Annotated in this window: 25 protein-coding genes, 1 pseudogene and 1 riboswitch; of the genes and pseudogenes, 7 read left to right on the top strand and 19 right to left on the bottom strand. The window is 42.1% G+C overall.

Translation table 11 applies throughout. The features are described from left to right. Positions 1-93 precede the first annotated feature (93 nt). Together GLV98_RS02430 and GLV98_RS20215 are read right to left on the bottom strand one after the other, a co-directional pair. On the bottom strand, positions 94-267 hold the full coding sequence (locus tag GLV98_RS02430) for a hypothetical protein (RefSeq protein WP_160911759.1): 174 nt from the start codon (positions 265-267) through the stop codon (positions 94-96). Positions 268-331: 64 nt separating this feature from the next. After that, positions 332-454, bottom strand: coding sequence for a hypothetical protein (locus GLV98_RS20215; RefSeq protein WP_272917268.1), 123 nt, complete (start codon positions 452-454; stop codon positions 332-334). A 153-nt stretch (positions 455-607) separates the two neighbouring features. Between GLV98_RS20215 and GLV98_RS02425 the strand changes: the two genes are divergently transcribed. Continuing rightward, positions 608-1,606, top strand: a complete 999-nt coding sequence (locus tag GLV98_RS02425; RefSeq protein WP_160911757.1) for a tRNA dihydrouridine synthase — start codon at positions 608-610, stop codon at positions 1,604-1,606. Positions 1,607-1,805: 199 nt separating this feature from the next. Here GLV98_RS02425 and GLV98_RS02420 read toward each other — a convergent pair whose 3' ends face one another. The 6 genes and pseudogenes from GLV98_RS02420 to GLV98_RS02395 form a co-directional block, all read right to left on the bottom strand. Continuing rightward, a complete protein-coding gene (locus GLV98_RS02420; protein WP_160911755.1) occupies positions 1,806-2,009 on the bottom strand; it encodes a hypothetical protein in 204 nt (67 codons plus the stop codon). 68 nt (positions 2,010-2,077) lie between these two features. Beyond that, a pseudogene (locus GLV98_RS02415) lies at positions 2,078-2,314 on the bottom strand (IS1595 family transposase); the annotation flags it as partial. 77 nt (positions 2,315-2,391) lie between these two features. After that, positions 2,392-2,658, bottom strand: coding sequence for a hypothetical protein (locus GLV98_RS02410; protein ID WP_160911753.1), 267 nt, complete (start codon positions 2,656-2,658; stop codon positions 2,392-2,394). A 246-nt stretch (positions 2,659-2,904) separates the two neighbouring features. Beyond that, the gene (locus GLV98_RS02405) at positions 2,905-3,687 is read right to left on the bottom strand and encodes an aminoglycoside adenylyltransferase domain-containing protein (protein WP_160911751.1); all 783 of its coding nucleotides are present in this window, start codon (positions 3,685-3,687) and stop codon (positions 2,905-2,907) included. Between the two features lie 12 nt (positions 3,688-3,699). Beyond that, the gene (locus GLV98_RS02400; protein ID WP_160911749.1) at positions 3,700-4,047 is read right to left on the bottom strand and encodes a DUF4260 family protein; all 348 of its coding nucleotides are present in this window, start codon (positions 4,045-4,047) and stop codon (positions 3,700-3,702) included. Positions 4,048-4,274: 227 nt separating this feature from the next. Beyond that, the gene (locus GLV98_RS02395) at positions 4,275-4,796 is read right to left on the bottom strand and encodes a hypothetical protein (protein WP_160911747.1); all 522 of its coding nucleotides are present in this window, start codon (positions 4,794-4,796) and stop codon (positions 4,275-4,277) included. Between the two features lie 334 nt (positions 4,797-5,130). Here GLV98_RS02395 and GLV98_RS02390 point away from each other — a divergent pair, with 334 nt between their 5' ends. The 3 genes from GLV98_RS02390 to GLV98_RS02380 all read left to right on the top strand — a co-directional run bounded on the left by GLV98_RS02390 (position 5,131) and on the right by GLV98_RS02380 (position 8,324). Next, positions 5,131-5,985 (top strand): hypothetical protein, encoded by an 855-nt coding sequence (locus GLV98_RS02390; protein WP_160911744.1) that lies wholly within the window; start codon positions 5,131-5,133, stop codon positions 5,983-5,985. Positions 5,986-6,036: 51 nt separating this feature from the next. Then, positions 6,037-7,164 (top strand): toxic anion resistance protein, encoded by a 1,128-nt coding sequence (locus GLV98_RS02385; RefSeq protein ID WP_160911742.1) that lies wholly within the window; start codon positions 6,037-6,039, stop codon positions 7,162-7,164. 395 nt (positions 7,165-7,559) lie between these two features. Continuing rightward, the gene (locus GLV98_RS02380) at positions 7,560-8,324 is read left to right on the top strand and encodes a hypothetical protein (RefSeq protein WP_160911740.1); all 765 of its coding nucleotides are present in this window, start codon (positions 7,560-7,562) and stop codon (positions 8,322-8,324) included. A 752-nt stretch (positions 8,325-9,076) separates the two neighbouring features. Here the strand turns inward: GLV98_RS02380 and GLV98_RS20330 are convergent. Beyond that, positions 9,077-10,096, bottom strand: coding sequence for an Ltp family lipoprotein (locus GLV98_RS20330; RefSeq protein ID WP_337193700.1), 1,020 nt, complete (start codon positions 10,094-10,096; stop codon positions 9,077-9,079). Between the two features lie 219 nt (positions 10,097-10,315). Further along, on the bottom strand, positions 10,316-11,575 hold the full coding sequence (locus tag GLV98_RS02370) for an SLC13 family permease (RefSeq protein WP_160912923.1): 1,260 nt from the start codon (positions 11,573-11,575) through the stop codon (positions 10,316-10,318). A gap of 291 nt (positions 11,576-11,866) precedes the next feature. Here GLV98_RS02370 and GLV98_RS02365 point away from each other — a divergent pair, with 291 nt between their 5' ends. Together GLV98_RS02365 and GLV98_RS02360 are read left to right on the top strand one after the other, a co-directional pair. Continuing rightward, positions 11,867-12,223 carry a response regulator gene (locus tag GLV98_RS02365; protein WP_160911738.1) on the top strand — a complete coding sequence of 119 codons (357 nt, stop codon included), beginning with the start codon at positions 11,867-11,869 and terminating at the stop codon, positions 12,221-12,223. Between the two features lie 326 nt (positions 12,224-12,549). Next, positions 12,550-12,699 carry an aspartyl-phosphate phosphatase Spo0E family protein gene (locus tag GLV98_RS02360; protein WP_160911735.1) on the top strand — a complete coding sequence of 50 codons (150 nt, stop codon included), beginning with the start codon at positions 12,550-12,552 and terminating at the stop codon, positions 12,697-12,699. A 486-nt stretch (positions 12,700-13,185) separates the two neighbouring features. Here GLV98_RS02360 and GLV98_RS02355 read toward each other — a convergent pair whose 3' ends face one another. Genes GLV98_RS02355 through tenA form a run of 6 tightly spaced genes read right to left on the bottom strand, consistent with a single transcriptional unit; the run spans position 13,186 to position 17,605 of the window. Continuing rightward, the gene (locus GLV98_RS02355) at positions 13,186-14,205 is read right to left on the bottom strand and encodes a thiazole biosynthesis adenylyltransferase ThiF (RefSeq protein ID WP_160911733.1); all 1,020 of its coding nucleotides are present in this window, start codon (positions 14,203-14,205) and stop codon (positions 13,186-13,188) included. Beyond that, a complete protein-coding gene (locus GLV98_RS02350) occupies positions 14,202-14,969 on the bottom strand; it encodes a thiazole synthase (RefSeq protein ID WP_160911731.1) in 768 nt (255 codons plus the stop codon). Before GLV98_RS02350 ends, GLV98_RS02355 begins: the two co-directional genes overlap by 4 nt. A gap of 2 nt (positions 14,970-14,971) precedes the next feature. Then, positions 14,972-15,175 carry a sulfur carrier protein ThiS gene (gene thiS, locus GLV98_RS02345; protein WP_160911729.1) on the bottom strand — a complete coding sequence of 68 codons (204 nt, stop codon included), beginning with the start codon at positions 15,173-15,175 and terminating at the stop codon, positions 14,972-14,974. Continuing rightward, the gene (gene thiO, locus GLV98_RS02340) at positions 15,172-16,299 is read right to left on the bottom strand and encodes a glycine oxidase ThiO (protein ID WP_160911726.1); all 1,128 of its coding nucleotides are present in this window, start codon (positions 16,297-16,299) and stop codon (positions 15,172-15,174) included. Before thiO ends, thiS begins: the two co-directional genes overlap by 4 nt. After that, positions 16,296-16,910, bottom strand: a complete 615-nt coding sequence (tenI, locus tag GLV98_RS02335) for a thiazole tautomerase TenI (protein WP_160911724.1) — start codon at positions 16,908-16,910, stop codon at positions 16,296-16,298. The genes thiO and tenI overlap by 4 nt, the downstream gene beginning before the upstream one ends. After that, on the bottom strand, positions 16,907-17,605 hold the full coding sequence (gene tenA, locus GLV98_RS02330; RefSeq protein ID WP_160911722.1) for a thiaminase II: 699 nt from the start codon (positions 17,603-17,605) through the stop codon (positions 16,907-16,909). Before tenA ends, tenI begins: the two co-directional genes overlap by 4 nt. Positions 17,606-17,761: 156 nt before the next feature. After that, a riboswitch (TPP riboswitch) is annotated at positions 17,762-17,870 on the bottom strand. A gap of 154 nt (positions 17,871-18,024) precedes the next feature. On the opposite strand from tenA, the gene GLV98_RS02325 reads away from it, so the two are divergent. After that, positions 18,025-18,840, top strand: a complete 816-nt coding sequence (locus GLV98_RS02325; RefSeq protein ID WP_160911720.1) for a YitT family protein — start codon at positions 18,025-18,027, stop codon at positions 18,838-18,840. Between the two features lie 401 nt (positions 18,841-19,241). Here the strand turns inward: GLV98_RS02325 and GLV98_RS02320 are convergent, their stop codons facing one another. From GLV98_RS02320 to GLV98_RS02310, 3 genes are all read right to left on the bottom strand, one after another. Then, positions 19,242-20,309: a PQQ-dependent sugar dehydrogenase gene (locus GLV98_RS02320; RefSeq protein ID WP_160911717.1), complete on the bottom strand. Its 1,068-nt coding sequence runs from the start codon at positions 20,307-20,309 to the stop codon at positions 19,242-19,244. Between the two features lie 210 nt (positions 20,310-20,519). Beyond that, positions 20,520-21,854, bottom strand: coding sequence for a D-serine ammonia-lyase (locus tag GLV98_RS02315; protein WP_160911715.1), 1,335 nt, complete (start codon positions 21,852-21,854; stop codon positions 20,520-20,522). A gap of 402 nt (positions 21,855-22,256) precedes the next feature. Continuing rightward, positions 22,257-23,186: an HNH endonuclease gene (locus GLV98_RS02310; protein WP_160911713.1), complete on the bottom strand. Its 930-nt coding sequence runs from the start codon at positions 23,184-23,186 to the stop codon at positions 22,257-22,259. Between the last annotated feature and the right edge of the window lie 114 nt (positions 23,187-23,300).

The following is a 23,300-nucleotide window of genomic DNA, read 5'->3' as shown; positions in this document are numbered from 1 at the left end:
TGGCTATGTGAGAGTGTTATCCATATATAGAAGCTATTTCGATTCTTTAATAGCAAGTATAGTTTTACAGAGGAACTCACCTTCTTATTCGTATTAAAAACTAGTCGCTATCCAAATAAGTAAGAACGCAAACCCTACAGCAGCAATGAGGTGGACCCAATTCCCCTTCATTTTCCCCTTGGCAATATCAAAGTCCCTGAGAATGATCGCTCCCCAACCTGCAACAACCAATAAAATAATGATGACTGACATAATGGTATCATTCATAAGAACCCTCCATTTACTGTTCCATAGGAGTCTATTACCTGGAGCGTTCGTATACAAACTACAATCAGATAATCAGTCGTGTACAATAGATGAATAACTTAAACATCACTCTAATGGAGATATCCGTTATTTCAGCCGTTGGATTGACGCCAAGCACGATTTGAGCTTCATTATCACCTCTATCCATAGAAGAAAGCCTTATCCCCTTGCACTTTTCGCTATATACCATTAAAGTATATAATGGTTCAAATCCTGCCTAAATGGTAATGGATATAGAAGAAACATCAAAAACCACAACATCAACTATGATCATTCTTATAAAGAAAGGGTTCAGATATATATGAAAGAAAATTTCTGGCACGAGCTGCCAAAACCGTTTTTTGTCCTGGCACCGATGGAAGCCGTGACGGATGTCGTGTTCCGACATGTCGTGAGTGAAGCGGCGAGACCTGACGTGTTTTTCACAGAGTTCACGAATACGGAAAGCTACTGCCATCCAAAAGGAAAAGACAGTGTCCGTGGGCGCCTGACGTTCACAGAAGATGAACAGCCGATCGTCGCCCACATTTGGGGAGATAAACCCGAATACTTCCGTCAGATGAGTATCGGGATGGCCGAAATGGGCTACAAAGGAATCGATATCAACATGGGCTGCCCGGCTCCAAACGTCGCGACAAAAGGAAAAGGCTGCGGTCTGATCCGCCGCCCTGATATCGCCGCAGAGATCATCCAAGCTTCGAAAGCTGGAGGACTGCCTGTCAGCGTAAAGACCCGTCTCGGTTATACCGAAGTGGACGAATGGCGCACGTGGCTCAAGCACCTACTGGAACAGGATATCGTCAACCTTTCCATCCACCTTCGTACGAAGAAGGAAATGAGTAATGTCGATGCGCACTGGGAGCTGATCCCGGAGATCAAGAAGCTCCGTGACGAGATAGCACCAGATACGCTTCTGACGATCAACGGAGACATCCCCGACCGTCAAAAAGGGCTTGAACTCGTGGAGAAGTACGGCGTAGACGGAGTCATGATTGGACGTGGGGTCTTCCACAACCCGTTCTGCTTCGAAACAGAGAAAAAAGAGCATACGAGTGAAGAATTGCTCGACCTTCTGCGTCTACAGCTTGATCTGCATGATAAGTATTCCGCAGAACTTGAGCCACGTCTCTTCAAACCGCTCCGCCGCTTCTTCAAGATTTACGTGCGCGGTTTCCGTGGAGCCGGTGAGCTAAGGAACCAGCTGATGAACACAGAATCGACCGATGAAGTCCGTGCTCTGCTTGATGAGTTTACAGAGACTGAAGGAGTTAAGGAAGAACAGAGTTTTTCGATTTCTTAATGTATTTCAACCAATTACCAGAGAGAAAAGCATCGATGCTTTTCTCTCTTTTTTATTTGACTCCGGTAGAATCCATGAAGTAATTTTTATAAAAAATAGGCTCTGTTAAGTTTAATGTTGATATTTATCTAAAAAAACAGAACTTCCGCAAAGTTGGAAGTTCTGTTTGGTTTTATAGGACTTTCAGCAAAATTAAAACTTATTCATCCCATTTCAAAAGTTCAGCAATAACGTCAGAGCTACCGGGAAGCAATAATAATGCTAACGACATTACTATAAACCCAATACCAATGACAAATAGAAAAATTACTATTTTAACTGAACGAGGCACATCCTTTTTAAGTGCTCCAATTATAATTAGTACAATTCCGATAACGAGTAGGAATAAATAATAAAATCCCATCGAGACACTCCTCATAATTTTTCCTTTTTTAAAGAATATGTTCAGATACTTGAATAAAGAAATAACCTTTATACAGTAAATTTAGATAATCTAAGGGTATCATAGGTCTCGACACTTGGAAATATATTCCCTTTTACCATTCATCGTCACTTCATTTCCCTGATGATGGATAATCTCTCTAACACCTGAAACCAGGTTAGGTAATGATTGAGATCCTTCGTTGCTCCACCATTAAAACGCTGCATCCACGCTTTCAGCCTTCGGTGGTAGTTATTGATGTTCTGGATGTGATAAAGCCCCTTGGTGCAGATGATCAACAACAAACTTTAACAGAGCCAAAAAATAAAAGCATGGACCCCATCCATGCTTTTTTCCTAAGATATTAAGCTTCGAGTCCCGTGTAATGAACATCTCCATAAACACGCCCCAAAGATGTGTGCAGACGTTTAGAAATATTCTCAGCCTTTTCCATCGTAATATCAGTTTTAACGACGATCGTTTCGAAGTTTTTCTTCATACTTTTATTGGGCCATACATTCACGAAAACGTCATATAACGAGTCATCTTCCTCGGTCGCCTGCAAGTAAGAGATCGTGATATAGTTTCCGCCAATATCTTCTATTTTCTGTGTAATTTGATTATAGTCCATCTATTTCACCTCTAATAATAATTAATCCTTTGCTTAAGAAGCCAAAGAGTGCCTTATCTACTATACATGAATTAGAGGGAGGATGATAGTCCGTTTTTGAGCTATTACAGGAAGATATCTTTCTTGTATAGGGATCGTATTCACATAAGCTTACGTATACGAAGCTTTTCCAGTGAGTGAGTGGTTTTAAGGATATCGTTTGCTCTTCCATTCCTCCCCTGTTTATGTTGATCTCCCATTCAACGGTCAATCCCCAACTTTAACAGAGCCTTTCACCCTCACATTCTTCTCTTGAAGGGAAGCCTCTATTTTCTCATGATAATATCGTTTGAAAGATGAGAGTTCTTCATCTGAGATCGAAACATCATCCCCCCGCCTCCGCTTCAATACTTTCACCACGGTTTTTGAAAAAGGAGAACTCAATGCCCACTGGCCGGCCTCATCCTTCGAGTAGATGCGTTCGTCCTCCAAATAATAATAGACCCGGAGGATGTTCAACACACTATAAACCGGTTCCACCTCGACGTTTTCCAGACAATCCTCATAGTCGCTCAGAATCGAATCCAAATAGTCCTGCTTCGGAACTGGAGGGAATACTTCATCGACCGGTTTTCCGAACAGCACACACCCTTGGTGATGGATGATGGTCAGATGGGCGGCCAAGTCTGCGTCTTTCCGTGCTCCCCTGTCTAAAAAGGTAGATCCGCCTGAGAGAAAACGATTCCTCCAGGCCTCGCTGTAGTGGTAATCAAATGGACACGGGTGCTGCCATTCCTCAAGCTGGTCGCGGTTCAATACAGAGATTTCGATCGGATAAGGAGAGCCCGACTGTTCTAGCAGAAAATCGGTCAGCTGGACGGCATCCATACGGGACATCGGTTTTTCCGTCACGACAATCAAATCGACATCACTTTTCGCAGGCACGAACCCGCCTAATACAAGCGAACCATGCAGATACACGCCTGTTATATTCTCACCGAAAATTTCATGGAACTTCTCCGTACATCCTACGAGAAAAGCATCGACCATTGATTTACCCTCCTAGATTCTTTGAAGATGAGTGTCCTTGAAACCGGTCGGATATTTCAACCCATACCCGAGCATCCTGTCCATCGCGTTATGCGCCATCCAGATCAAGCTGATCATCAGGAGCCAATCCAGGGAGGCAACTAAAGCAGCCACGATGAACAATAACGGTAGAACATAACTATGGGAAAGGTTATAGACAACCGCCCCGACTCTTTCATTGACAATGTATCCGAGCATGGAAATGTCGAAGATCAATAAAAGGAACACGAAGGCGAGCCAGCTGAAATCATTCTGCTGGTAAAAATATAAACTTGCCAGGAATACGAATGCTCCTTCCAAATGAAGCAAAATCCTCGTCACTTCAACCCCTCCTGTCCACCACTTGTGATACCGAACTCTATCTGCTTCCATTTTAATAGGAACCCTTGTATGACCAACCTATCATAATTCATTGGACAAGAGTTCAAATTTTAATATACTTAACCAAATGTTTAGGTGTCCAGCTTTGGTAAGTATCGTGGTCCTGCTTTTAGGAGGACTTCAAACATGATGCTTAAAGAAACTCACATACACTCAATCAATCCGCCTCAATCTGAATATCTGAGGAAACTGAACTTCCCATCCTCATCCAAATTGATTCTCCCTTTTACGGTTGTAGCATTTGTTTCGCCATCTTTCCTGTATTCCACATCGACCTCAAAAGCGTAAGCATTATTTTCTTCATCTTTGTCAATGTTAATGTCTGTTGCGTTCAATTCATAACCGCTCCTACTTGCTTCCCTGATATACATCGAAGCTTTTTGTAATTGTGTTATGTCTTCGTATCCTTTTTCATTAAAGTAAGGTTTGTACGTCTCCTCTACATAATTCCGGAGCTCTTCAGTCGTCCCCTCCCTATATATTTCTTCCGTTTTTTCACTCGGGCCGTTAAATTCGTGTTCGAGAAACTCCCGCACTCTTTCACGATTCTCATCTGAAGAGGTTTTGGCTTCGTTTCCCTTACTTGAATCTCCCTCTTGTTCCAAAGAGCTTTGATCCGAATTCGTGCAGGCGCTGGTAACGAATAAAACGGATAGGATCGTTGCTATGACGATTAATATCTTTTTCACCTTGAAATTCCTCCTTATATTCCTTCTTTCTTCAACAGCAAGTGTCCTTCTCTTTTGGCCCTAATTCCCTACAAAGGAAAAAATATGGATAAATACTCCCACTCAAACTGTGAAGAGTAATATGTAAAATTGTGAAACATTTAAGCTCGCAAGTACGTATATTCATAGTAAATGGAAGATAGATTTCCCACAGACGATGACTCCGACTCCTCCTTTTCAATGATAGGTGACGTAGGCATATCTTAGTCTCAACCCCCATTTTGTGGTATTCTTGAAGTATTATAGATTCATTTAGTCGTGGAAAAAGGAAAGACGGAAAAGGGGCTGACGAAGCATGGAAAACCTCAACTCTTTTATGCTTGAGAATTTGGAAAGAACATTCATGCCACATACCTCCGAATATCAGCGCTACATCGATTTTCAAACGATGAGAGATATGAAGCAGGTGATTAAAGGAAAACGCCCTGTTTATTTCGATCTGGATATAGAAGAACTGGTAGAGATGAAAAAGAGATATATTATGGATGGATTTTGGAACGGTGTTTTATTCTCCGCCGTTATTCCGAAGTCCAACACATTCAGGGGAACCCTCGAGTTTTACGGCAAACCGCCGAAAATGCTGCTCGGCCGCTTTGAATGGATCGAAGAAGAAAAAGCCTTCCTCCCTACTTTTCTGAAAGAAGAATTCACGAGGAAAAAAGGACTCGGAGGCACGCTGAGAGATTTTTCAGAGGTACTGTACAAACATGCAAATACCTATGTCGAGCACATGGAAGTATCCGGAGAAAGTACAACGTTTGAACATCCTGAGGAACCGATTTTCGAAGACTGGGACTTCCCATTTCTCGAGAACCATCCTGACCTCCAACAGGAGTGGACGTCTTTGAAGGAACGGACAGAGAAACAGTTCAGACGGATGGAAGAGCTCGACATCGAAGAACAATACGCCCTTGAGACGATGATGGAGAAAGACGTCCCTGACTTCATCGCATCGTTCCAACGATTGTCCGACGAAAACAAGGAAAACCGGAAACATGAACTGGTAGAGACGATGTACGATTTGCAGAAGTTTATTGAGACACTGGAGCGAAAAGAAGAAGAAAGTCATGCGCAGAACTTTGCCAGAAGCAAAGGAATCATTGCTTCCAAATATAATAAGGAAGACGAAAACTTCCTTTCGCGAAAGTAAACGGCCGTTTTTTTTCATAAAACCAACGAATGACATACAGGAGGTATGGACATGAGTAAACATTCTCCCTATAAAGATAGAGAAGCTGAAATGAACCAACAAGACCTTAGAGAAGCGATGACGCTTATTGATAAAGAAGATATCGACCGCCTGAACGAAGAAGCCGAAGCCTATGCGGGAAGGTTCGATACATCCAGGGACGATTCCCTATCTGACGTGATGAGAGAACTCGGAGACCTCGGAGAAAAAGAACAGCGCGTCGCCGGTGAGACGATGGAAACATTGAAGCGCCCGGTCAACGACCTTATGACCAAAGGCAACAACGACATCCCCGATTCGCTGAGAGAACTTGAAACGATCGTATCGGACCTTGATCCGAAGCGAACCGAAGGCAACGGCGTGCAGAAGTTCTTCTATAAACTAAGCAAAAAACAGCCCATCGACCGCTACATGAAGAAGTATGAAACGGTCGATTCGAAGATTGATATGGTTGTTAGGAGCCTGCTTGCAGGGAAAGACCGCCTCGAAGAAGATAGCGTCGAATTACAGCTCATCAAAGAAAACGCCCAGAAGCGTATTTATGACCTGGACAAGCAGATCTATCTCGGGAAGAAGCTGTTCGAGCTTTTGAAAGAAAAAGAAGCGACAGGCGAATACGACTTGGCGCTGCTTACCGAAGGAAAAGAGAAAATCATTACGCGGACGAGAAACATGACGCAGATGAAAAGTGTGCTGCATCAGAGTATTTCTTCCGTAGACATCATCAAGAAAAACAATGAAAAGCTGAAGGAATCGATCCGCAATGCGGTTACGCTGACGAAAAATATCATTACCGTTTCTGCCTCGATTCAGCTCGCTTTGAATAATCAGCGGAAAGTGATTGATACGGTGAACGGCGTCAATAAAGCGACCGAGGAGATGCTGCTTTCGAACTCCAGGAATTTAAAGGAGAACGCGGAAGAGACGACCGAGATGATGGAGAATCCAGCGATTAGTATGGAAGCTTTACAGGAGTCTTTTGATAACGTTTTTGAAGCGTTGAAAACGACGGAGCAGTCGTCGGAGAGAATCATTGCTTCCAGTGAACAGTTTATTGAAGAGATGGATGCGTTGAACGAAAATGTTCGGAAGAGGTTGTCCCAGACGGATAGTTATAAGCAAAGAGCGCTTCGTGACTGAAGCGCTCTTTTATACGTGGCACACTGGTCTATTTTCCGTACCATCTATGGTAAAATAATACATAAAAGAATTAGGTGGGATAACTAAGATTATTATTTTCTCTATTTCTTTTCTTTTCATTATGCAAGCCTCCCCCTTTCCATAATTCAGTAATAATTTGAATATTCCCTGCATTATATGTTGAATTTAGACGGTGAATAGGATTTTTCTTTATATTAAGGTACTTGTGTTTTCAAGCAGGACTCAAAATCGTGTGCCTCATGGTGGCAGGGACTAATATAAGATTGTAAATACAATCTCCCACCTACCATTAATACATAATTTATTTTGTTGTATGTCTTCTCACCGCATGGAAAATACAGGAATGTGAACGAATTTATAAAAGGAGTACTTAAATGAATGAAATTAACATTTCTCTTAATCAAATCTTCGACTTAATAATCAATGGGCTTTTATGGCTCTTGTTAAAAGTCTTGACCGGGCTTCTCTGGGTATCTTTAAAAGCCTTGAATGGTGTAATTGTAGGTCTATTTGGCTTTATTACTGCAATGTTATTATATAGATACCTTAATTATCGCTTAGTTGATAGGGATGAAATAAAAGGTATAATTACATCATTTCTATTGACGTGTAGTGGATATAGGAAAAAAGGCAGTACACACTATATGCCAACAAAACAACATCCAGGTAGTGACTATGAAATGCCGGTAGTCTACCCGTCCACAAAAGCAATTACTCAACATGTCAGAATGACCTTCCCATTATTCAAATTTAACAGATGGGGTTTCAAATATGATGAAGAATTTATTAAAGATTTACTTGAAGATATGCTTTTTGAAGGTTGTGTTCAACATTTATATGATGAACACACTCATGAAATTGTTGGATGGAAATATGGAGGAGAATGCCTAAGAAAACTTAAATTTTCTATCTGGCGACCAATCAAAGTTAAAAGGGATGATTCGCAAAAAGTAATAATTATTTCTCAAGGAAAAAAAGAAGAAAAAATATACATAAAGAATATTGACAAAGTGGCTAAAGGAAAAAGGAAAAAGTATCTTGGTATTTTTGCTAACAGGCTTATAGATGTGGACTGTGGTTGGAACTGGAGAGCAACTAGATTAAAAAAGAAAATAGATAAGCTAGCCAAAGTAAAATAAACTATAATGTGTAATTTGGTTTATCGTTACAAAGCAACTCTAAACTTAATCACATTTTATGTCTTTACTCTCTTAAATAAGCATGAACTCATTGGGTTTCCTACTTTAAAAAATCTACCTAACCTTAGGACCGCGTTGGAAAAAGATGTGAAATCACTAAAGTTAAGTACAATTTCTATTCCAAACACGCCAGAGCTAATCCCCAAAAGGACTAGCAAATCAACCATCACCACAATTAATAAGACTTTTCTATTCATTTTTACCACCCCATAAGCGTTGTTGCAGCTAACGAGGTCTCGAATCCGATTATTAAATGATGGCTCTCATACGCCACACCCCTGCGTTTCCTAGCCAGTTTTAGGCTTTAAGGTTTTCTGACGTGATAACCCTACTACATTTCGCAATCTCGTTAATCCTAAGTGCTGCTACGCCTTTCTCGTCTGGCATGTCGCATAAAAGAAGAGTTACGTAGTTTACGTAAGGCATTAATTTATAAATCAATCCTGCTTCCTCTAACATCATTGAGTCCATAAAAAGTGCCTGACTCCCACTACGTTAATACTTTAGCACAGTAGGGGCCAGGCACCATCATGATATATTAGTCGAGTGAAATTCGGGTCTATATGACCAGTTTCCGCTTTATCTGCACTGTAAGTTACCACCAGCGTTAATATTTTAGCGTAGTGGCTGCAGTCACTTTCATAAGTCCTCATTTATTCACCTATATTATCTCACAGCCTTTTATCTTCCGATTACAACCCCATTTGACTGGCAGCGTAAGCTGCATGTTCTTTGCTGAACCCTTCGAAAACCAACTGATCAATCAAACCCTGTCTTGAGAACGCCATAAAATCAAGATATTCCTGTGCCTTGATGACTGCCTGTTCCTGCCAATCCACCGAAATATTTTCTACACCATAAGTAGCATCCTCCGTGCTGAATCCCTCGAACTCCAATTGATCGATCAACCCTGACTTCGAGAATGCCATGAAATTAATGTAATGCTCAGCCATAGCAACCGCCTGTTTTTGAGAAACTGTTACGCTGTCTTCTTTAGCTTTACGCTCTGCCTCTTCCTTCGCTTTCCTTTCTTCTTCCTCTTTAGCCTTACGTTCTTCTTCTTTCTTCTTCTGTTCCTCAGCCTCTTTGGCTTCCTGTTCTTTTTGTGCCTTTTCTTTAGCTTCCCGTTCTTCCTGCTCCTTCTGCGCTTGTTCTTTAGCTTCTCGTTCTTCCTGCTCTTTCTGGGCTTGTTCTCTTGCTTCTCGTTCTTCCTCTTCTTTCTGCGCTTGTTCCTTAGCTTCCTGCTCTTTTTCCACTTGTTCTCTAGTCTCGTGCTCTTTATCTTCCTCTTCCTGTTTCGCCATTTCTTCAGCTTCTTGTTCTTCTACAGAAGCATTAGCTTCAGCGTCTTCCATAACCGTGGCATCCTCGCTCATCGCTCCCACAATAAGGGCAGACACTAATAAGGCCAGAAAGCAGCCACCTGATATCAGAAAGTTTCGCAGCCTGTATCCCTTTCCTTTCACGAAGGCTAATATAAAAAAGACGACTATTCCTGCTAAGGCTGTTACCATTAAAATTAGTAAGAAAGTTAGAAAAGCACCATCCTCAGATCCTAAAATCATAGTGAGGACGAAACAGGCATACAGACATCCACCTGCTTTTAGAAAGTTCCCGCGCCTGTGATTCTTTTCTTTTACAAAGGCAAAAACAAAAAAGACGATCGTTCCCGCTAACGCCAACGACATTAAAATCAGTAAGAATGCGTCCACGAATAACCTCCTCTGATTTTTATAACATCTCCTTCCAGTATATTAAGCAAGAAGCGATACTTTCCTTTTTCCTTCGGGTTATGTAAACGTTTTAAAATTTGAAACGTGGTAACGCATCACCTTAAATTTTTAAAGATGTACCATAACAAAGAGCGCTTCGTGACTGAAGCGCTCTTTTATACGTATGAATTCCAGTAAGCACCTGAACCGTCCCTGCTTTTACAGCAAACCTGCATAAATAATTGTAGAAACAATCACAATGACCAATCCTATCAACGTTTCATAAGGCAGGGCTTTCAATCGTTCTTTCATTTCCATGAACAGACTATCCCGTGAAATGTGAAAAAGCGGACCGTGTGGCAAATGGTCAAAAGCAACAGCTCCCGCATTAATCATCGTGGCAGCGGCTAAAGCACTGACGCCATTTTCTAACAATATTTCTCCAAACACATTACTGGAAATCGCTGCAGAAGACGTGGCTGAAGCTGTGGCGAGTGCCATAAACGAACCTGATAGAGGTGCGATGAAAGAGATGGGCAAATCAAATGCATTTAAACCGCTCATAATCATACGGCTGAGTGAGGAATTCACGATAATGCCAGCTAAGGTACCTGTAGCCAGTATTAAAATGGATATTCCAGACATTTTTTGAAGTCCGCTCGTCATGAAAGATTTTAAATCCGTTGTTTTCCTCATGATAATGGCACCGAAAAATCCCCCTGCTGGCAATGCAATTAATGAGTCCACTTCAATATCTAATAATGGCTGTAAAGATAGGATGAAAATCGCAAACAAAGGCCCTGAAATGGCTGCCAAAAAAGAAGGTTGATTGATCTCATCTGTCTTTTCCATCCTGATTTTAGTGACCTTAGATCCCTTATTATTCAATTTTTTCGCTATAAAATAAGTACATCCTGCGCCAATGATGGCTGGGCCGATTCCAGCGAACATGACGCTCGTTAATGGTATGGAAAAGCTTTCAGCCGCTGCAATGGTATTAGGGTTGGGCGACATCACATTTCCTGCCCTGGCCCCGCATACGACAGCGATTAACACACTTAACCTGGAAACTCCGGTCCGTTTGGCGATCATCAATGCGATCGGTGCGACCGTAATCACTGCTGCTGCGATGAACACCCCTACTGCGGTTAATACCAACGCGGATACTGTAATCGCTAATAATGCCCTTGTCTCTCCCATTTTTGACACAATGGTATTAGCAATGACGTTGGCCGCGCCTGATTCGATTAAAACGCCAACTAACACTCCGGCTGCCAGAATCCGTAGTACAGCCGGGGTCAATAACTGAGCCCCGCCGATCATGAATTCCAGGGTAGCCGCTAAACTGAGCCCGCCTACGAGCCCCCCAGCAATAGCACCTGCCATCATGGCATACGGAGGGTTAATACTCCGGAATATCAAAATAATAGTAATGGCCATTGCCACTAACACACCTGTAATACTAACCTCTGCGCCGATTATGCTCACCACTTCCTGATAAATAGATGTATGTACCATAACATATATTTTTTTAATTGACCTTCCATAGATTATGAAAAGTAACGACGCTAAACATCACACAACAAATGATAGAATTCTAATCTAACTCTTACTAAATAAGAATGAATCATTCTTATTTGGCTGCAGCAATGCTTTCGACTTTTCTATTCTCCCAATGTTCTATTTATTCTGTTATGATATGGGAGGGGTGAACATTTACACAGGTATAAAGTTAGGGTTAGGGAGACCATTCGATGTAAGGAAGATTGTATGCCTACTGCACTATTGGTAGATGATTCTCGAGAGAAACGTAGATTAAAAAGTATATTAGAGCGACATTCCTATAAAGTTTTGGCGGAAACGGAAGATTGCATGGAAGTCCTCTCCCTTTATGATCGATATCATCCAGACCTTGTTCTCATTGATGTTTCCATGTCAGATATGGAAGGTTTAGAATGCTTAGAGGAGCTACATAGCAAGTATCCAAAAGCGCAGGTGATTGTTTGTTCTGAGCTTAGTGATATACGACTCCTTGACCGGTGTGCTTCTTTAGGAGTCATTGACTTCATTCAAAAACCACTTCTTCATAGACTCTCTTCAGCCATAGAAAAATTACATGAAAGATAAAGAGATCACCCCTCTTTGTCAGTGCATTCATTCTGCACTGGCATTTTTTATGTACGAACAGGAGATATAAAGAATAAGGGTGAAGGTGACCACATAAACACCCCTTATATATCCAGCTATTGTGATGAGTCCCCTTTGTTAATTACGCCAGAGCTTTTGCTCTCGCGTCATTTGTCTCCTATGCTACCAACACCTAGGATAAGGAATTTAGTCCTTGGTACCTTTTACCTGTTTCAAACTGCCACAATCAAAATCATTCGAATTGTCAGGATATTGTAAAGACATGTGTTAATCTTGAGTTGGAAGAGCTTACGCGGAGGATTACTATGGATGATATTTCATTGTTAGAAGAAAAAATAGAATCTGTTCGACAAGAAATGTATGATGCCTATTTTAATGGAGCAGACGATGAGGATGTTTTATGCATATCTCAAAAGCTGGATAAACTTCTCAATCAACTCCACTCCTTACTCTAGAGATGCCACTGACGTCACTTGTTTTTAAAGAATGAAAGGTAAAAAAGAACTGAAAACCGGCAAAAGTAAAGAACAGAATGATCGGACCCAAGAAGCTATCATTTAACAGGAACGAGTTTACCATCTGCTTTCAGCTCCGAGAGAGTAATTTTATGTATTCTTCCCATATTTCGCTCCTTTTATCACACTTGTTACGAATTTTTCATTCTTCAAGAAATCTAACGAAAGAGCAGTCATCTAAGTGAACCGTTTAGGGAAAAATGCATGCTTTGTTCTGTAAGAATTCATCTCAGAAACGAGTTCATAATGAAAAAGCGCTTCGTGATTGAAGCGCTCTTTTGTGCACATTATATAAGATTGTCACTTATCTGCCTTTTGTCATTTCTTCATTAAACATGTTCTCTTATCCTTAAAACATATTTCACTCATACCCGTGCCTTACTCTCGCTTTATGAAATTGGATACATACATCGGAGCGATTTGCTGTTAGCCAAAGTACCGATGGTAAAGTGTCTTCGCTTCTGTCTCATCCTGCGTTCCGTGTATCAAAGCACGACCGTCTTTAAATAAAACCATCCTCCTTTTCCCCGTTGTAAAAGAAACAAGATATGGATTTTGTTCTACCTTCCCCTTCTGTTTATCAAGATTCCTTGCAACCTCTTCTAAACTCCATTCCCCGTTTGCCGGAGGGCGGATTTGAACAGAGTCACGCCCACACAAAACAGCCGTTTTCATCTGTTGGCTATATTCTAAAAATGGATAGGAAGGGTTCTCTCCACAAGAAGGGCAGCTTTCGTTCTTCATCCTGGATACGTTGATGGATGTATGCTGATTCTGCCACAGGTCAAAGGAAACAAGCTTCCGGCTGACAACCGCCCAGTCTTCCACTAGTATTTTCATAGCTTCAACGGTTTGATGAGCGACGACCATCTGCACAGCAGGACTGATAATTCCGGCGGTATCACAAGTCATGCCACCGTGGGGCACTTGATTAAGCAGGCAGTTCAAACAAGGGGTCTCCCCCGGAAGAATGGTATAGCTGATGCCATAACTGCTCACGCATGCCCCATAAATCCATGGAATCTGGTATTTTTGAGAAAGATCGTTCATCATCATCCTGGCATCAAAGTTATCGGTGGCATCAATCATGAGATCGACGCTATCTAATAACCGTTCCATATCAGATGGAGTCGCATCCAAGACGTAGGCATCGACTAGTACGTCACTGTTCACCTCCCCCAACCGTTGTTTCGCCGCCACTGCTTTTGGGATTCGGTCTTCGGCATCCTGTTCTGAGTACAATTGCTGCCTTTGGAGATTGCTCCACTCCACATAATCACGGTCAATCACTGTTAACCGTCCAATCCCTGCGCGTACGAGAGCTTCAGCATTTCCTGTTCCCAGCGCTCCTGCTCCAAGAAGCAGCACATGTTTGTCCCTGATTTTTTTCTGGCCTGCTTCTCCAATGGGAGCAAAAAGCGTCTGTCTGGAATAGCGTTCATTCATGGACGGCTCATTCCCTCTATCGGACTGCTTGCTGTGGCATAGCGTTTTTTCGGAATTCTTCCTGCTTCATAACCAAGACGCCCGGCTTCGATTGCTAATTTCATCGCTTCGGCCATCTTCACTGGGTCTTTCGCTGCCGAAACAGCTGTATTTAACAACACACCATCCGCTCCAAGCTCCATGGCCTGTGCTACATCAGCCGGGGACCCGATCCCGGCATCCACGATGACTGGCACCGTTGATTGTTCGATAATGAATTGAAGATTCTCACGGTTGATGATCCCTTGGCCAGAACCGATTGGGGAAGCTCCCGGCATAACCGCATGAGCACCCAATTCTTCCAACCGGCGGGCAAGCACGACATCATCGGAGGTATAAGGAAGAACCGTGAACCCTTCTTGGATCAGTTCTTCTGTTGCCTTGAGCGTTTCTACTGGGTCCGGCAGTAACGTCCTGTCACAGCCGATCACTTCCACCTTGATCATATCGCAAAGCCCTGAAGCTTTCGCCAGTTTAGCATGTCGGACCGCTTCTTCTGCCGTTTTCGCACCCGCCGTGTTCGGAAGGAGCGTAAATCTCTCGACATCAATCTGTTCAAGGAAATTCGGCTGGCTTGGTTCGAAAATATTCATCCGCCTTACGGTAAAGGTAAGGATATCGGTCCCTGATGCCTCCACCGCCTTTTTCTGAACGTCAAAATCCGGATACTTTCCTGTGCCTAACAACAAACGTGACTTGAATTCCTGGTTACCGATTTTCAACATCTTCATCCGCCTCCTACAAATTGTACAATTTCAATCGTATCTCCATCCTGCACCTTGTGTTCTGATCGTGATTCCTTCTCGAGGATGGTTTCATTCTGTTCAACGATGACCACCCGCTGATCCAATTGAAAATGACCCAGAAGCTCACCGATTGTATCGACCGTTTCCGGAACGGTCAGCCATTCCCCATTGATTCGTAGTTTCATAGGTTCACTCCTCCACGTGATAAATTCCCAGTAGTTATCCATTCATGAGGAACATCCTTGCCTTCAATCAAGTCTGCGATCACTTTTCCTGTGATCGGGGACAATAAAATGCCATTGCGATAGTGTCCGGTAGCGACAAAAAGTCCGGCATACTCCTGGTGCGGGCCCAGATACGGAATGGCGCCTTCCGTTTGTGGACGAAGCCCGGTCCAGGCTGTTTCCCACTCCGCAAAAACAAGTTCAGGCACCAACTGAGTCGCTGCTTTGATCAATGGAAATAACCCGCCCAAGGTTACCGTTTCATCAAATGTACCAGGCTTTTCTGTTGCACCGATCACCAGACGCCCCCCTGCCTTCGGAACGATGTAACATCCCTTAGAAAAGAGCGTCCCTTGAATGAGCCTGCGCTTCGTTTTCACGGAAAAGCATTCACCTTTTACCGGAAACATATCCATCCCCAGTTCCTGTTTTCCAAGCAAATCTTCACTCCATGCCCCGCAAGCGACTACGACATGATCGGCGCTTACGTCTCCTCGATTGGTTCTCACGCCTGTGACTTGATTCCCTTCTTTAATTAAACCTTGTACATCGGTATATTCTAAAAGTTCGGCTCCAAGCTCTACCGCTGACATGGCAAAAGCCTTCGACAAATGGGGAGCGGAAACTTGACCATCGTTAGGGAGAAATAACGCGCCACTCAGCTGGGAAGACACCGCCGGCTCTTCTCTTTGGAATTCCTGGGGCTCCATCCACTTCGCTTCCTCCCCGCGGCTTCGTTGAACTTCCCCATATGCGATTAACTCTTTTCTTTCTCCTTCATTGGTAGCAATTTTATAAATGCCATTTTGCTGCAAACCAATATCAATGCCGCTATATTCTTTTAATTCTTCAGCGAGCGTAGGGAACATCGCCCGACTTGCTGTGGCGAGTGAGTACAACGAATCGTTCCCGTCTTTTAGTTCCGATTGCGCTCCAAGCATGCCAGCGGCAGCTGAAGAAGCTTTGCAGGCAATTGTCCCTCGCTCCAAGAGAAGAACGCTGCGTCCACGCTTAGCCAAATGATAGGCGATGGAACTGCCAATCACTCCAGCACCGACAACAATCGTTTCATAATGCGTATTCATAACATCCTCCCTCCATCGATTTCCTTCCGGTAAGCCTGTGCTGCTTCCACAGGATCCTCCGCCTGTAGAATGCCGGACATGACTGCAATCCCCTGAGCTCCCGCACGAATGACATCACCTGCCCGCTCTGGCGTTATTCCACCGATAGCAACGACCGGGCACCCTACAGGTTCGATAATTTCACGGAGCGAACTCAATCCTTTCCCCGCTTTTCCAGGCTTGGAGGCGGTGGGATAGATATTTCCGTATAAGAGAAAATCCGCTCCTTCCTGTTCCGCATCTATGCCCTCATTTAAAGAATGAACGGATTTCCCCACACTCAGGTCTGAAAAGGTTTGCTTCACTTGAGAGACAGGCAGGCTGTGGTGAGTCAACTGCACCCCGAAGCATCCTGCAACAGAAGCTACATCTGCCCTGTCGTTAATGATGATACGATCCCTTGGAAAACCGGTATCCGTCAGCTGTTGAAGTCCATCAAAAATTTCAGCGGCAGACCGTTGCTTTTCTCGAATGTGGAGATAGTCGACATCCTGCTGCACCGCTGTCACTATCTTGGTCAGTTCAGAAAAAGTCTGCTTCCCTGTCGACATCAAATGAATGGAAGGCCTCACATTCCTCTTCCTGCCGTTAAAGAAGTTCTCATATCAAACGGCCATTCTTCCATGACATAAGCCATTTCCCAAAACTTGTACTCATACTGACTGCTGATCACAAACAACTCCATCATCCGCTCACGGTCAGCTACCGATTTCAATTCCGCCAGATCATCCAGCCTCTGGATCTGCTCCTCTACAAGTGTCCGGAACCAATCCCCGCCATAGGTGCCGATCCATTCCTGATAAATCGGTTCTTCCGGCTGATGATCTTTCAAGTGCTCCCCGACTTCATAATAAAGCCAGTAGCACGGAAGAATTGTAGCGATGATTTCTCCCAAGTCCCCGTGGTAGGCTCCCCGATACATATGGGATGCGTATGCGTAAGCCGTCGGAGAAGGAGTGAACTGGTTGCGCTCCTCCTCTGTAATTCCGAGCCTTTTTGAAAAGTTCTCGTGAAGCTCCATCTCTGCTTCATACGTCCCTTGAGCATGAGAAGCCATACTGGCCATGGTTTTCATGTCCTCTGACTTCGCTGCTCCCATCGCCTGCACTCTGGAGAAATGGGATAAATAATAAGAATCTTGAAGCACGTAGTAGCCGAACTGGTCGAGCGATAACGTCCCTTCTCCAATCCCTTTTACAAACGGATGGTTGAAACTTGCTTCCCAAATGGGATCCACCGCTTCTCGAATCTGTTGTGAAAATTTCATTGTAACTCTCTCCTTTTCCCGACGATCCACGGTCAAGGAAATAAGGAATAAGACGCAAGCACTCGATGCATCTATTTCCAGACACTAAAAAAACCACTTTCTTCATATGCGTGAAGAAAGTGGTTTCATGTGTAAACATCTATATGTAGCTTAAGATACACGTAACCGCCACTTCCCTACGCTGGTATCAACCAGATCAGGTTCTAAGAGTCTTAAAGCTACACTTTAATCTCAGCCTTATGAGAAGGCACCCCTAGTGGATCGTCTATGTTTTTTTGATTTCAATGATATCGTAACATGTTATAAATGATTGTCAAAACATTCCTGAAAAACGAATGAAATAAAATATTATTGACTTACAAATTCACGGTCGCTAAAATTCATTTAGTATTTTTTATAACATAAATTGGAGTGTTTTCATGAGTCGCTTGAAAAATTTAGTCGTATTATTTGTCGCCTCCATCATATTAGGAGCAGCCTTCAACCTGTTTTTGATCCCCAATGAAGTCTTAACTGGTGGGGTGACCGGGCTGGCTATGGTGTTCGGGATACTTACTCCTATAAGTGCGGGTATTTGGTTAGTGGTTCTGAATGCCCCGATCTTTATTCTAGGATGGATGAAGCTAGGAAAAGAGTTTATTGCGAATAGCATATTTTCAGTAGTTATCACCTCAATCACGATGCAATACCTCCCAGTCATTCAAGTAACAGAAGATGCCTTGTTAGCCTGTGTATTTGGAGGAGCGATTGCTGGTGGAGCCATTGGCACGATCATCAGGTTTTACGGATCTGGTGGTGGAGCTGATATTATTGGGCTCCTACTCACGTTGAAACGTGATATCCCGTTAGGAGTATTGATTTTTGCTATCAATAGTGTGGTTGTTTTTATCTCCGGCTTTGTTTTTTCATGGGAATTAGCTCTGTACACCATGATATCCATTTATATTACTGGAATCGTGATCGACCGTGTTCATACCCGCCATGTGAAGCTTAGCTTAATGGTTGTATCCGATCGAGGGGAAGAAGTGAAAAGTGAGCTGCTGGATAATTTAATACGTGGCATCACTGTTATGTATGGTCAAGGTGGATATTCAAACACAGAACGTAAAGTGCTCTATACGGTTATTACGCGTTATGAGCTTGCGTTAGTTAAATCACTGATTACAAGTATTGACCCCAAAGCATTTGTTAGTGTCAGTGAAACAGTAGAAGTCATAGGAAATTTCAGAAGGTAAATATAAACTTTAAAATGCCTGACTTCCCACTCCGCTAAAATGTTAGAGCGCTGGGGGTCAGGCACTTTTTACAGACACCCACCTGCTTTTAGAAAGTTCCCGCGCTTGTGATTCTAGCCTTTTACCAAGGCAAAAACAAAAAAGACGATTGTACCTGCTAAAGCCAATAACATTATAATCAGTAAGAATGCGTCCACAAATAACCTCCTTTGATTTTTATCACATCTCCTTCCAGTATATTAAGTAAGAAGCTACACTTTCCTTTTTCATTCAGGTTATGTACACGTTTTAAAAAATGCCATTATTCCCTTTGATTATAAATGATGGACCATAAGAAAGAGCGCTACGTGACTGAAGCGCTCTTTTTTATGGTCTAATTTTAACCAATTAATCTTCAGTGATTAATTCAGATCTAAGAGTGAAATTCTATATAGCTTGTCATCATTTTCCTGTGGATTTCCACGACCATCTGTATTATTACTAATGAAATAAAGATCGTCATCCTTTATCTGTACATCCCGAATCCTTCCAAGACCAGTGATCACTTCACGGTATTCACCTGTTTCGAGATCAAATTCTAAAACGGCAGAACCCCTTAATGCTGCAACATAAAGTTTTCCTGCAAAATTGTCCATTCCAGATGGTGCCCAGGTGGAGTTATCTCCAGAAGTGAATAGAGGCGAAACCATTCCCTCCTGTTCTTCAGAGCCTTCTATAACCGGCCATCCGTAATTTTGACCAGCTTCAATTAAATTAATCTCATCGTTTGCATTATCCCCATGTTCACTTGCATACATCGTACCATCTGATAACCAAGTCATCCCTTGAGGGTTGCGATGTCCAAAGCTATAAACGTAGGAATCCGCAAATGGATTATCATCCGGTATTGATCCATCCAAGTTGATTCTTAAAATTTTTCCACCTAATGAATCTAGGTCTTGTGCTATTTCAGGATCAGAAGCATCCCCAGCCGTAGCGTAGAGTTTTTCACCAGGACCTATTTTAAGTCTTCCTCCATGATGGTAAGTACCGCTTGGAATTTGGTCAAGAAGCAAATCCTCTTCTCTCCACACACTATCTTTCAACCGAAGCGTTACGATACGATTAAATTGTTCTTCACCATCTTCATACGTGTAATAGGCATAGGCAAGGTTCGATTCGGAAAAGTCAGGAGCAAGAACAAAACCAAGCAACCCTGCCTCTGAAGCTGTGGATACCTCTTCTTCAAGCTCTACCCTCTGCCTTTCTACTTCACCATCTTCTATTTTGACAATGTTCCCTGATCTTTCTGTTAAATAAAAGGTATCTTCTATTTTTTCGATGGACCACGGAACTTCCAGATTATCTGCTATCACTTCTAAACCTTCAGCAGGTAGTGGCGATTCTTCCTGGTTATTATCATCCGAGTTGTCAGAGCAACCTGCTATAAAAAAGAAGGTAGTAATCAGTAGCGCTATGATTTTTTTCAATTTAAAGCATTCCTCCCTATTCCACTTTAATCTGAAGTGGGGCAGTTCTAGTTCTCCCTCATTTCACTCCCGTATTTCAAATTAAATAGAAGTGTTCAATTTGGAAAATATGCTATTTTTCTGTTTATCATGAAGGAAGAATAGAAGCTGACGATCCGCCCCAGGCTTCACAATTGTGTCACGAGGAGCCCTTTAACAGGTGAGTTTCTTCTATTCATCTTGACGAAGAAATGATGTCCCTTTAGAAACAAAACCTTCCATAATATCTTTTGGCACCAAACTTCCACCTGTTGCCCAGACTAAATGTGTCGCCTGACTTAACCGGGACCCATACATAAGGTCTAACTGGTTTTGAATGTCAATGGAAGAAGGACCGTACATGCCTGCAAGTGCCGATGGCTCGAGGGAAATACCTTCCGATTCATGCAAAAGAGCCAATAGCTTGTACAAATTTTCGTCGTTGATCGTATAAATGCCGTTCACCATATTTTCTACCAGCCGGCCAGCCAAAGCTGATGGTCGTCCAACAGCTAATCCATCCGCTTCCGTCTTATTATCAAGCCCGATATCCTGAACAGAAATGTCCTCATGTTTTCCTGTGACAAGTCCAAGCATCATGCACGGAGAGCTGGTCGGTTCTGCAAAATAACAGTGCACATGATCCCCAAAAACATACTTCAGTCCATAAGTGATACCCGCAGGTCCTCCTCCTACACCGCAAGGTAAATAAACCACCAGAGGATGATCCGCATCAACCGAGATATTTTCCTGTTTTAATTGCTCATGAAGGCGCAAAGCAGCTACGGCATAGCCTAAAAATAAATCCTTGGAATTTTCGTCATCAATAAAATAACAGTTCTTTTGCTCCTGACATCGTCTCCGTCCTTCGTTTACGGCAAAAGAAAAATCCTTATCATGCTCCACCACCACTACACCTTTATCCCTGAGTAGGTCTTTCTTCCATTCTTTCGCGTCCACGGACATATGAACCGTCACCTGAAAACCTAAAACAGCACTCATGATGCCTATACTCAAAGCCAGATTGCCTGTGGATCCTACAGCGATGGAGAAGTTGGAAAAGAACTGCCTGAATTCAGGATTGGCTAACTTGGAATAGTCATCATCTTTTGTAAGCTTTCCATGTTTTATCGCCAGCCCTTCCGCGTATTTTAATACTTCATAAATACCTCCCCGCGCTTTTATGGACCCGGCTATCGGAAGCTCGTGATCACATTTTACATATAAATGGCCAGGGATGGATTGCTGGAATCGCTTTTCCAATTCCTGCTGCATAGAAGGTATGCAACGAATAGGAGATTCAATGATTCCGTTTATTTTCTTGGTTTCTGGAAATACTTTAGCTAAATATGGAGTAAACCTATGAAAGAGATTTTCTGCTTCATGAAGGTCTTTGATAGGGATAGATAGATTTTTGTCCAGCGTGTGATAAGGTTTAAGGGATTCATTAGACCAAAACGTTTCTTTTTTGTTTTTCAACTGATCAATCAATTCTTTCTCGCTACTATAAGTACTTTCAGGAAACATAAAATCCTCCTTTAATTAATTTAAAGAGTGCCTGACCCTCACTACGTTAATACTTAGCGCAAAAGGGTCAGGTACCCTAGACTTTTGCAATTGCATCAAATTTAGAGGAGTTCTTTAAATACCATTTTCCAATCATCTCTTTTGAATCAGATTGTTGAATCATAGTTATGCGCAGAATTAACTTTACTTTTCTCTTTATAGAAATACTACCCTCAATTATTTAATGCTTCACATACTGAACAAATATAAATCATTTACATACTTAGAAGCGTAAGGACTGTCCCCTCGCTTCTCACTAAGAAAATCGAATCTTAACCTATCATCCTGTTAAACTTGATTGTTCCAATCATAAAGTTATCAAACATTAACCTATTCAATTAACTTTTAGTGTTTAGAGGTATATCAGTTTTTGAATTTTTCTTCTCTATGCCATTTCATAAATTCTCTCTGATCTTTACTTAGATCAATTCTAATGTTCTCGTTTATATTCATAAAAATTCTGATTTTTTCATCTAAAATTGAGGAAACTAAGATATATCCATCATCTTCAAAACTGATGAAGCCTCTATCGAACAAGGAATCATGATTAGGACAAAGAAGCAAACCATTATTAACATCTAGCCTCTCCTCATTATTCGAAGTACTCCATGGCTTGATATGGCTAGCTATAAGAAAGCGGGTGTCATTTACTCCACAAATTTTGCATTTTGATTCTAAATTCAAAAGAGCCTTCTTAAATAATGATTGTCCAATGCGAGCTTTTATTATCGTGTCTTGGTCTGTTTTATCCAAAACAACTGAATAATTTCCTACATCTTCCTCAATCTTCTCTATTATTTGTTTATCACTAGTTTCATCCGACTTAAAAATGTCAATGGAATAGCCGTTTCTTTGCTCGATAATTTCAAACAAGAAGTTTGCTAGTTCTGTAGATACTCTAAATACATAACCAGTATTACCACGACCAACTTTATTAAAAGGAGCATACTTTTCTCCTTGCAAAGCTAAAATGGAGTTCATGTAATCTTTATAAACTATTGGCACGCTTAAATCTATGTATTCTGCATTTACCATGAAACCATCTTTTTCCCACAGATCTAACCCATCTAAATCCACTGGCTTTTCATGTTCTATACAATCTTCTTTAGCCACTAATACCGAAAGCATCTGTCCCCCATAGCTACTAAAAATGATATCGCCCTTTTTAATGTTTCTCATATCAGTCCAGTGGTGAAAGGTTTGCCCCAAATGATTTCGTTGAGGCGCCCAAAGAAAGCCACCCTTGCGCTCTTCATTGTAACTTTTATTTTGAAACACAAGAAAATAATTCATTTAATGACCCCCTAAAAAACATTCAATTATAATGATTGTGTTGTTATTACCTGCTCCCAGCTCGCTTTCAACAGTTTTATTACCAAAATCAAATCTTAACAAATTCAAAAACAG

Source organism: Halobacillus litoralis (assembly GCF_009856415.1).
In the GTDB taxonomy this organism is placed as follows: domain Bacteria; phylum Bacillota; class Bacilli; order Bacillales; family Halobacillaceae; genus Halobacillus; species Halobacillus litoralis_C.
The sequence above is the reverse complement of the archived record's forward strand: the minus strand, read 5'-3'. Positions and strand labels throughout refer to the sequence as shown.

Excerpts from the sequence above, each read along its gene's own strand:
- GLV98_RS02410 (WP_160911753.1), bottom strand. The coding sequence starts at position 2,658 with ATGGACTATAATCAAATTACACAGAAAATAGAAGATATTGGCGGAAAC.
- GLV98_RS02405 (WP_160911751.1), bottom strand. The coding sequence starts at position 3,687 with ATGGTCGATGCTTTTCTCGTAGGATGTACGGAGAAGTTCCATGAAATT.
- GLV98_RS02360 (WP_160911735.1), top strand. The coding sequence starts at position 12,550 with ATGGATGATATTTCATTGTTAGAAGAAAAAATAGAATCTGTTCGACAA.
- GLV98_RS02315 (WP_160911715.1), bottom strand. The coding sequence starts at position 21,854 with ATGTTTCCTGAAAGTACTTATAGTAGCGAGAAAGAATTGATTGATCAG.
- GLV98_RS02420 (WP_160911755.1), bottom strand. The coding sequence starts at position 2,009 with ATGGGATTTTATTATTTATTCCTACTCGTTATCGGAATTGTACTAATT.
- GLV98_RS02385 (WP_160911742.1), top strand. The coding sequence starts at position 6,037 with ATGAGTAAACATTCTCCCTATAAAGATAGAGAAGCTGAAATGAACCAA.
- thiS (WP_160911729.1), bottom strand. The coding sequence starts at position 15,175 with ATGAAACTACGAATCAATGGGGAATGGCTGACCGTTCCGGAAACGGTC.
- GLV98_RS02390 (WP_160911744.1), top strand. The coding sequence starts at position 5,131 with ATGGAAAACCTCAACTCTTTTATGCTTGAGAATTTGGAAAGAACATTC.
- thiO (WP_160911726.1), bottom strand. The coding sequence starts at position 16,299 with ATGAATACGCATTATGAAACGATTGTTGTCGGTGCTGGAGTGATTGGC.
- GLV98_RS02425 (WP_160911757.1), top strand. The coding sequence starts at position 608 with ATGAAAGAAAATTTCTGGCACGAGCTGCCAAAACCGTTTTTTGTCCTG.
- GLV98_RS02310 (WP_160911713.1), bottom strand. The coding sequence starts at position 23,186 with ATGAATTATTTTCTTGTGTTTCAAAATAAAAGTTACAATGAAGAGCGC.
- GLV98_RS02325 (WP_160911720.1), top strand. The coding sequence starts at position 18,025 with ATGAGTCGCTTGAAAAATTTAGTCGTATTATTTGTCGCCTCCATCATA.
- GLV98_RS02350 (WP_160911731.1), bottom strand. The coding sequence starts at position 14,969 with ATGTTGAAAATCGGTAACCAGGAATTCAAGTCACGTTTGTTGTTAGGC.
- GLV98_RS20215 (WP_272917268.1), bottom strand. The coding sequence starts at position 454 with ATGGATAGAGGTGATAATGAAGCTCAAATCGTGCTTGGCGTCAATCCA.
- GLV98_RS02365 (WP_160911738.1), top strand. The coding sequence starts at position 11,867 with ATGCCTACTGCACTATTGGTAGATGATTCTCGAGAGAAACGTAGATTA.
- GLV98_RS02430 (WP_160911759.1), bottom strand. The coding sequence starts at position 267 with ATGAATGATACCATTATGTCAGTCATCATTATTTTATTGGTTGTTGCA.
- GLV98_RS02355 (WP_160911733.1), bottom strand. The coding sequence starts at position 14,205 with ATGAATGAACGCTATTCCAGACAGACGCTTTTTGCTCCCATTGGAGAA.
- GLV98_RS02380 (WP_160911740.1), top strand. The coding sequence starts at position 7,560 with ATGAATGAAATTAACATTTCTCTTAATCAAATCTTCGACTTAATAATC.
- tenA (WP_160911722.1), bottom strand. The coding sequence starts at position 17,605 with ATGAAATTTTCACAACAGATTCGAGAAGCGGTGGATCCCATTTGGGAA.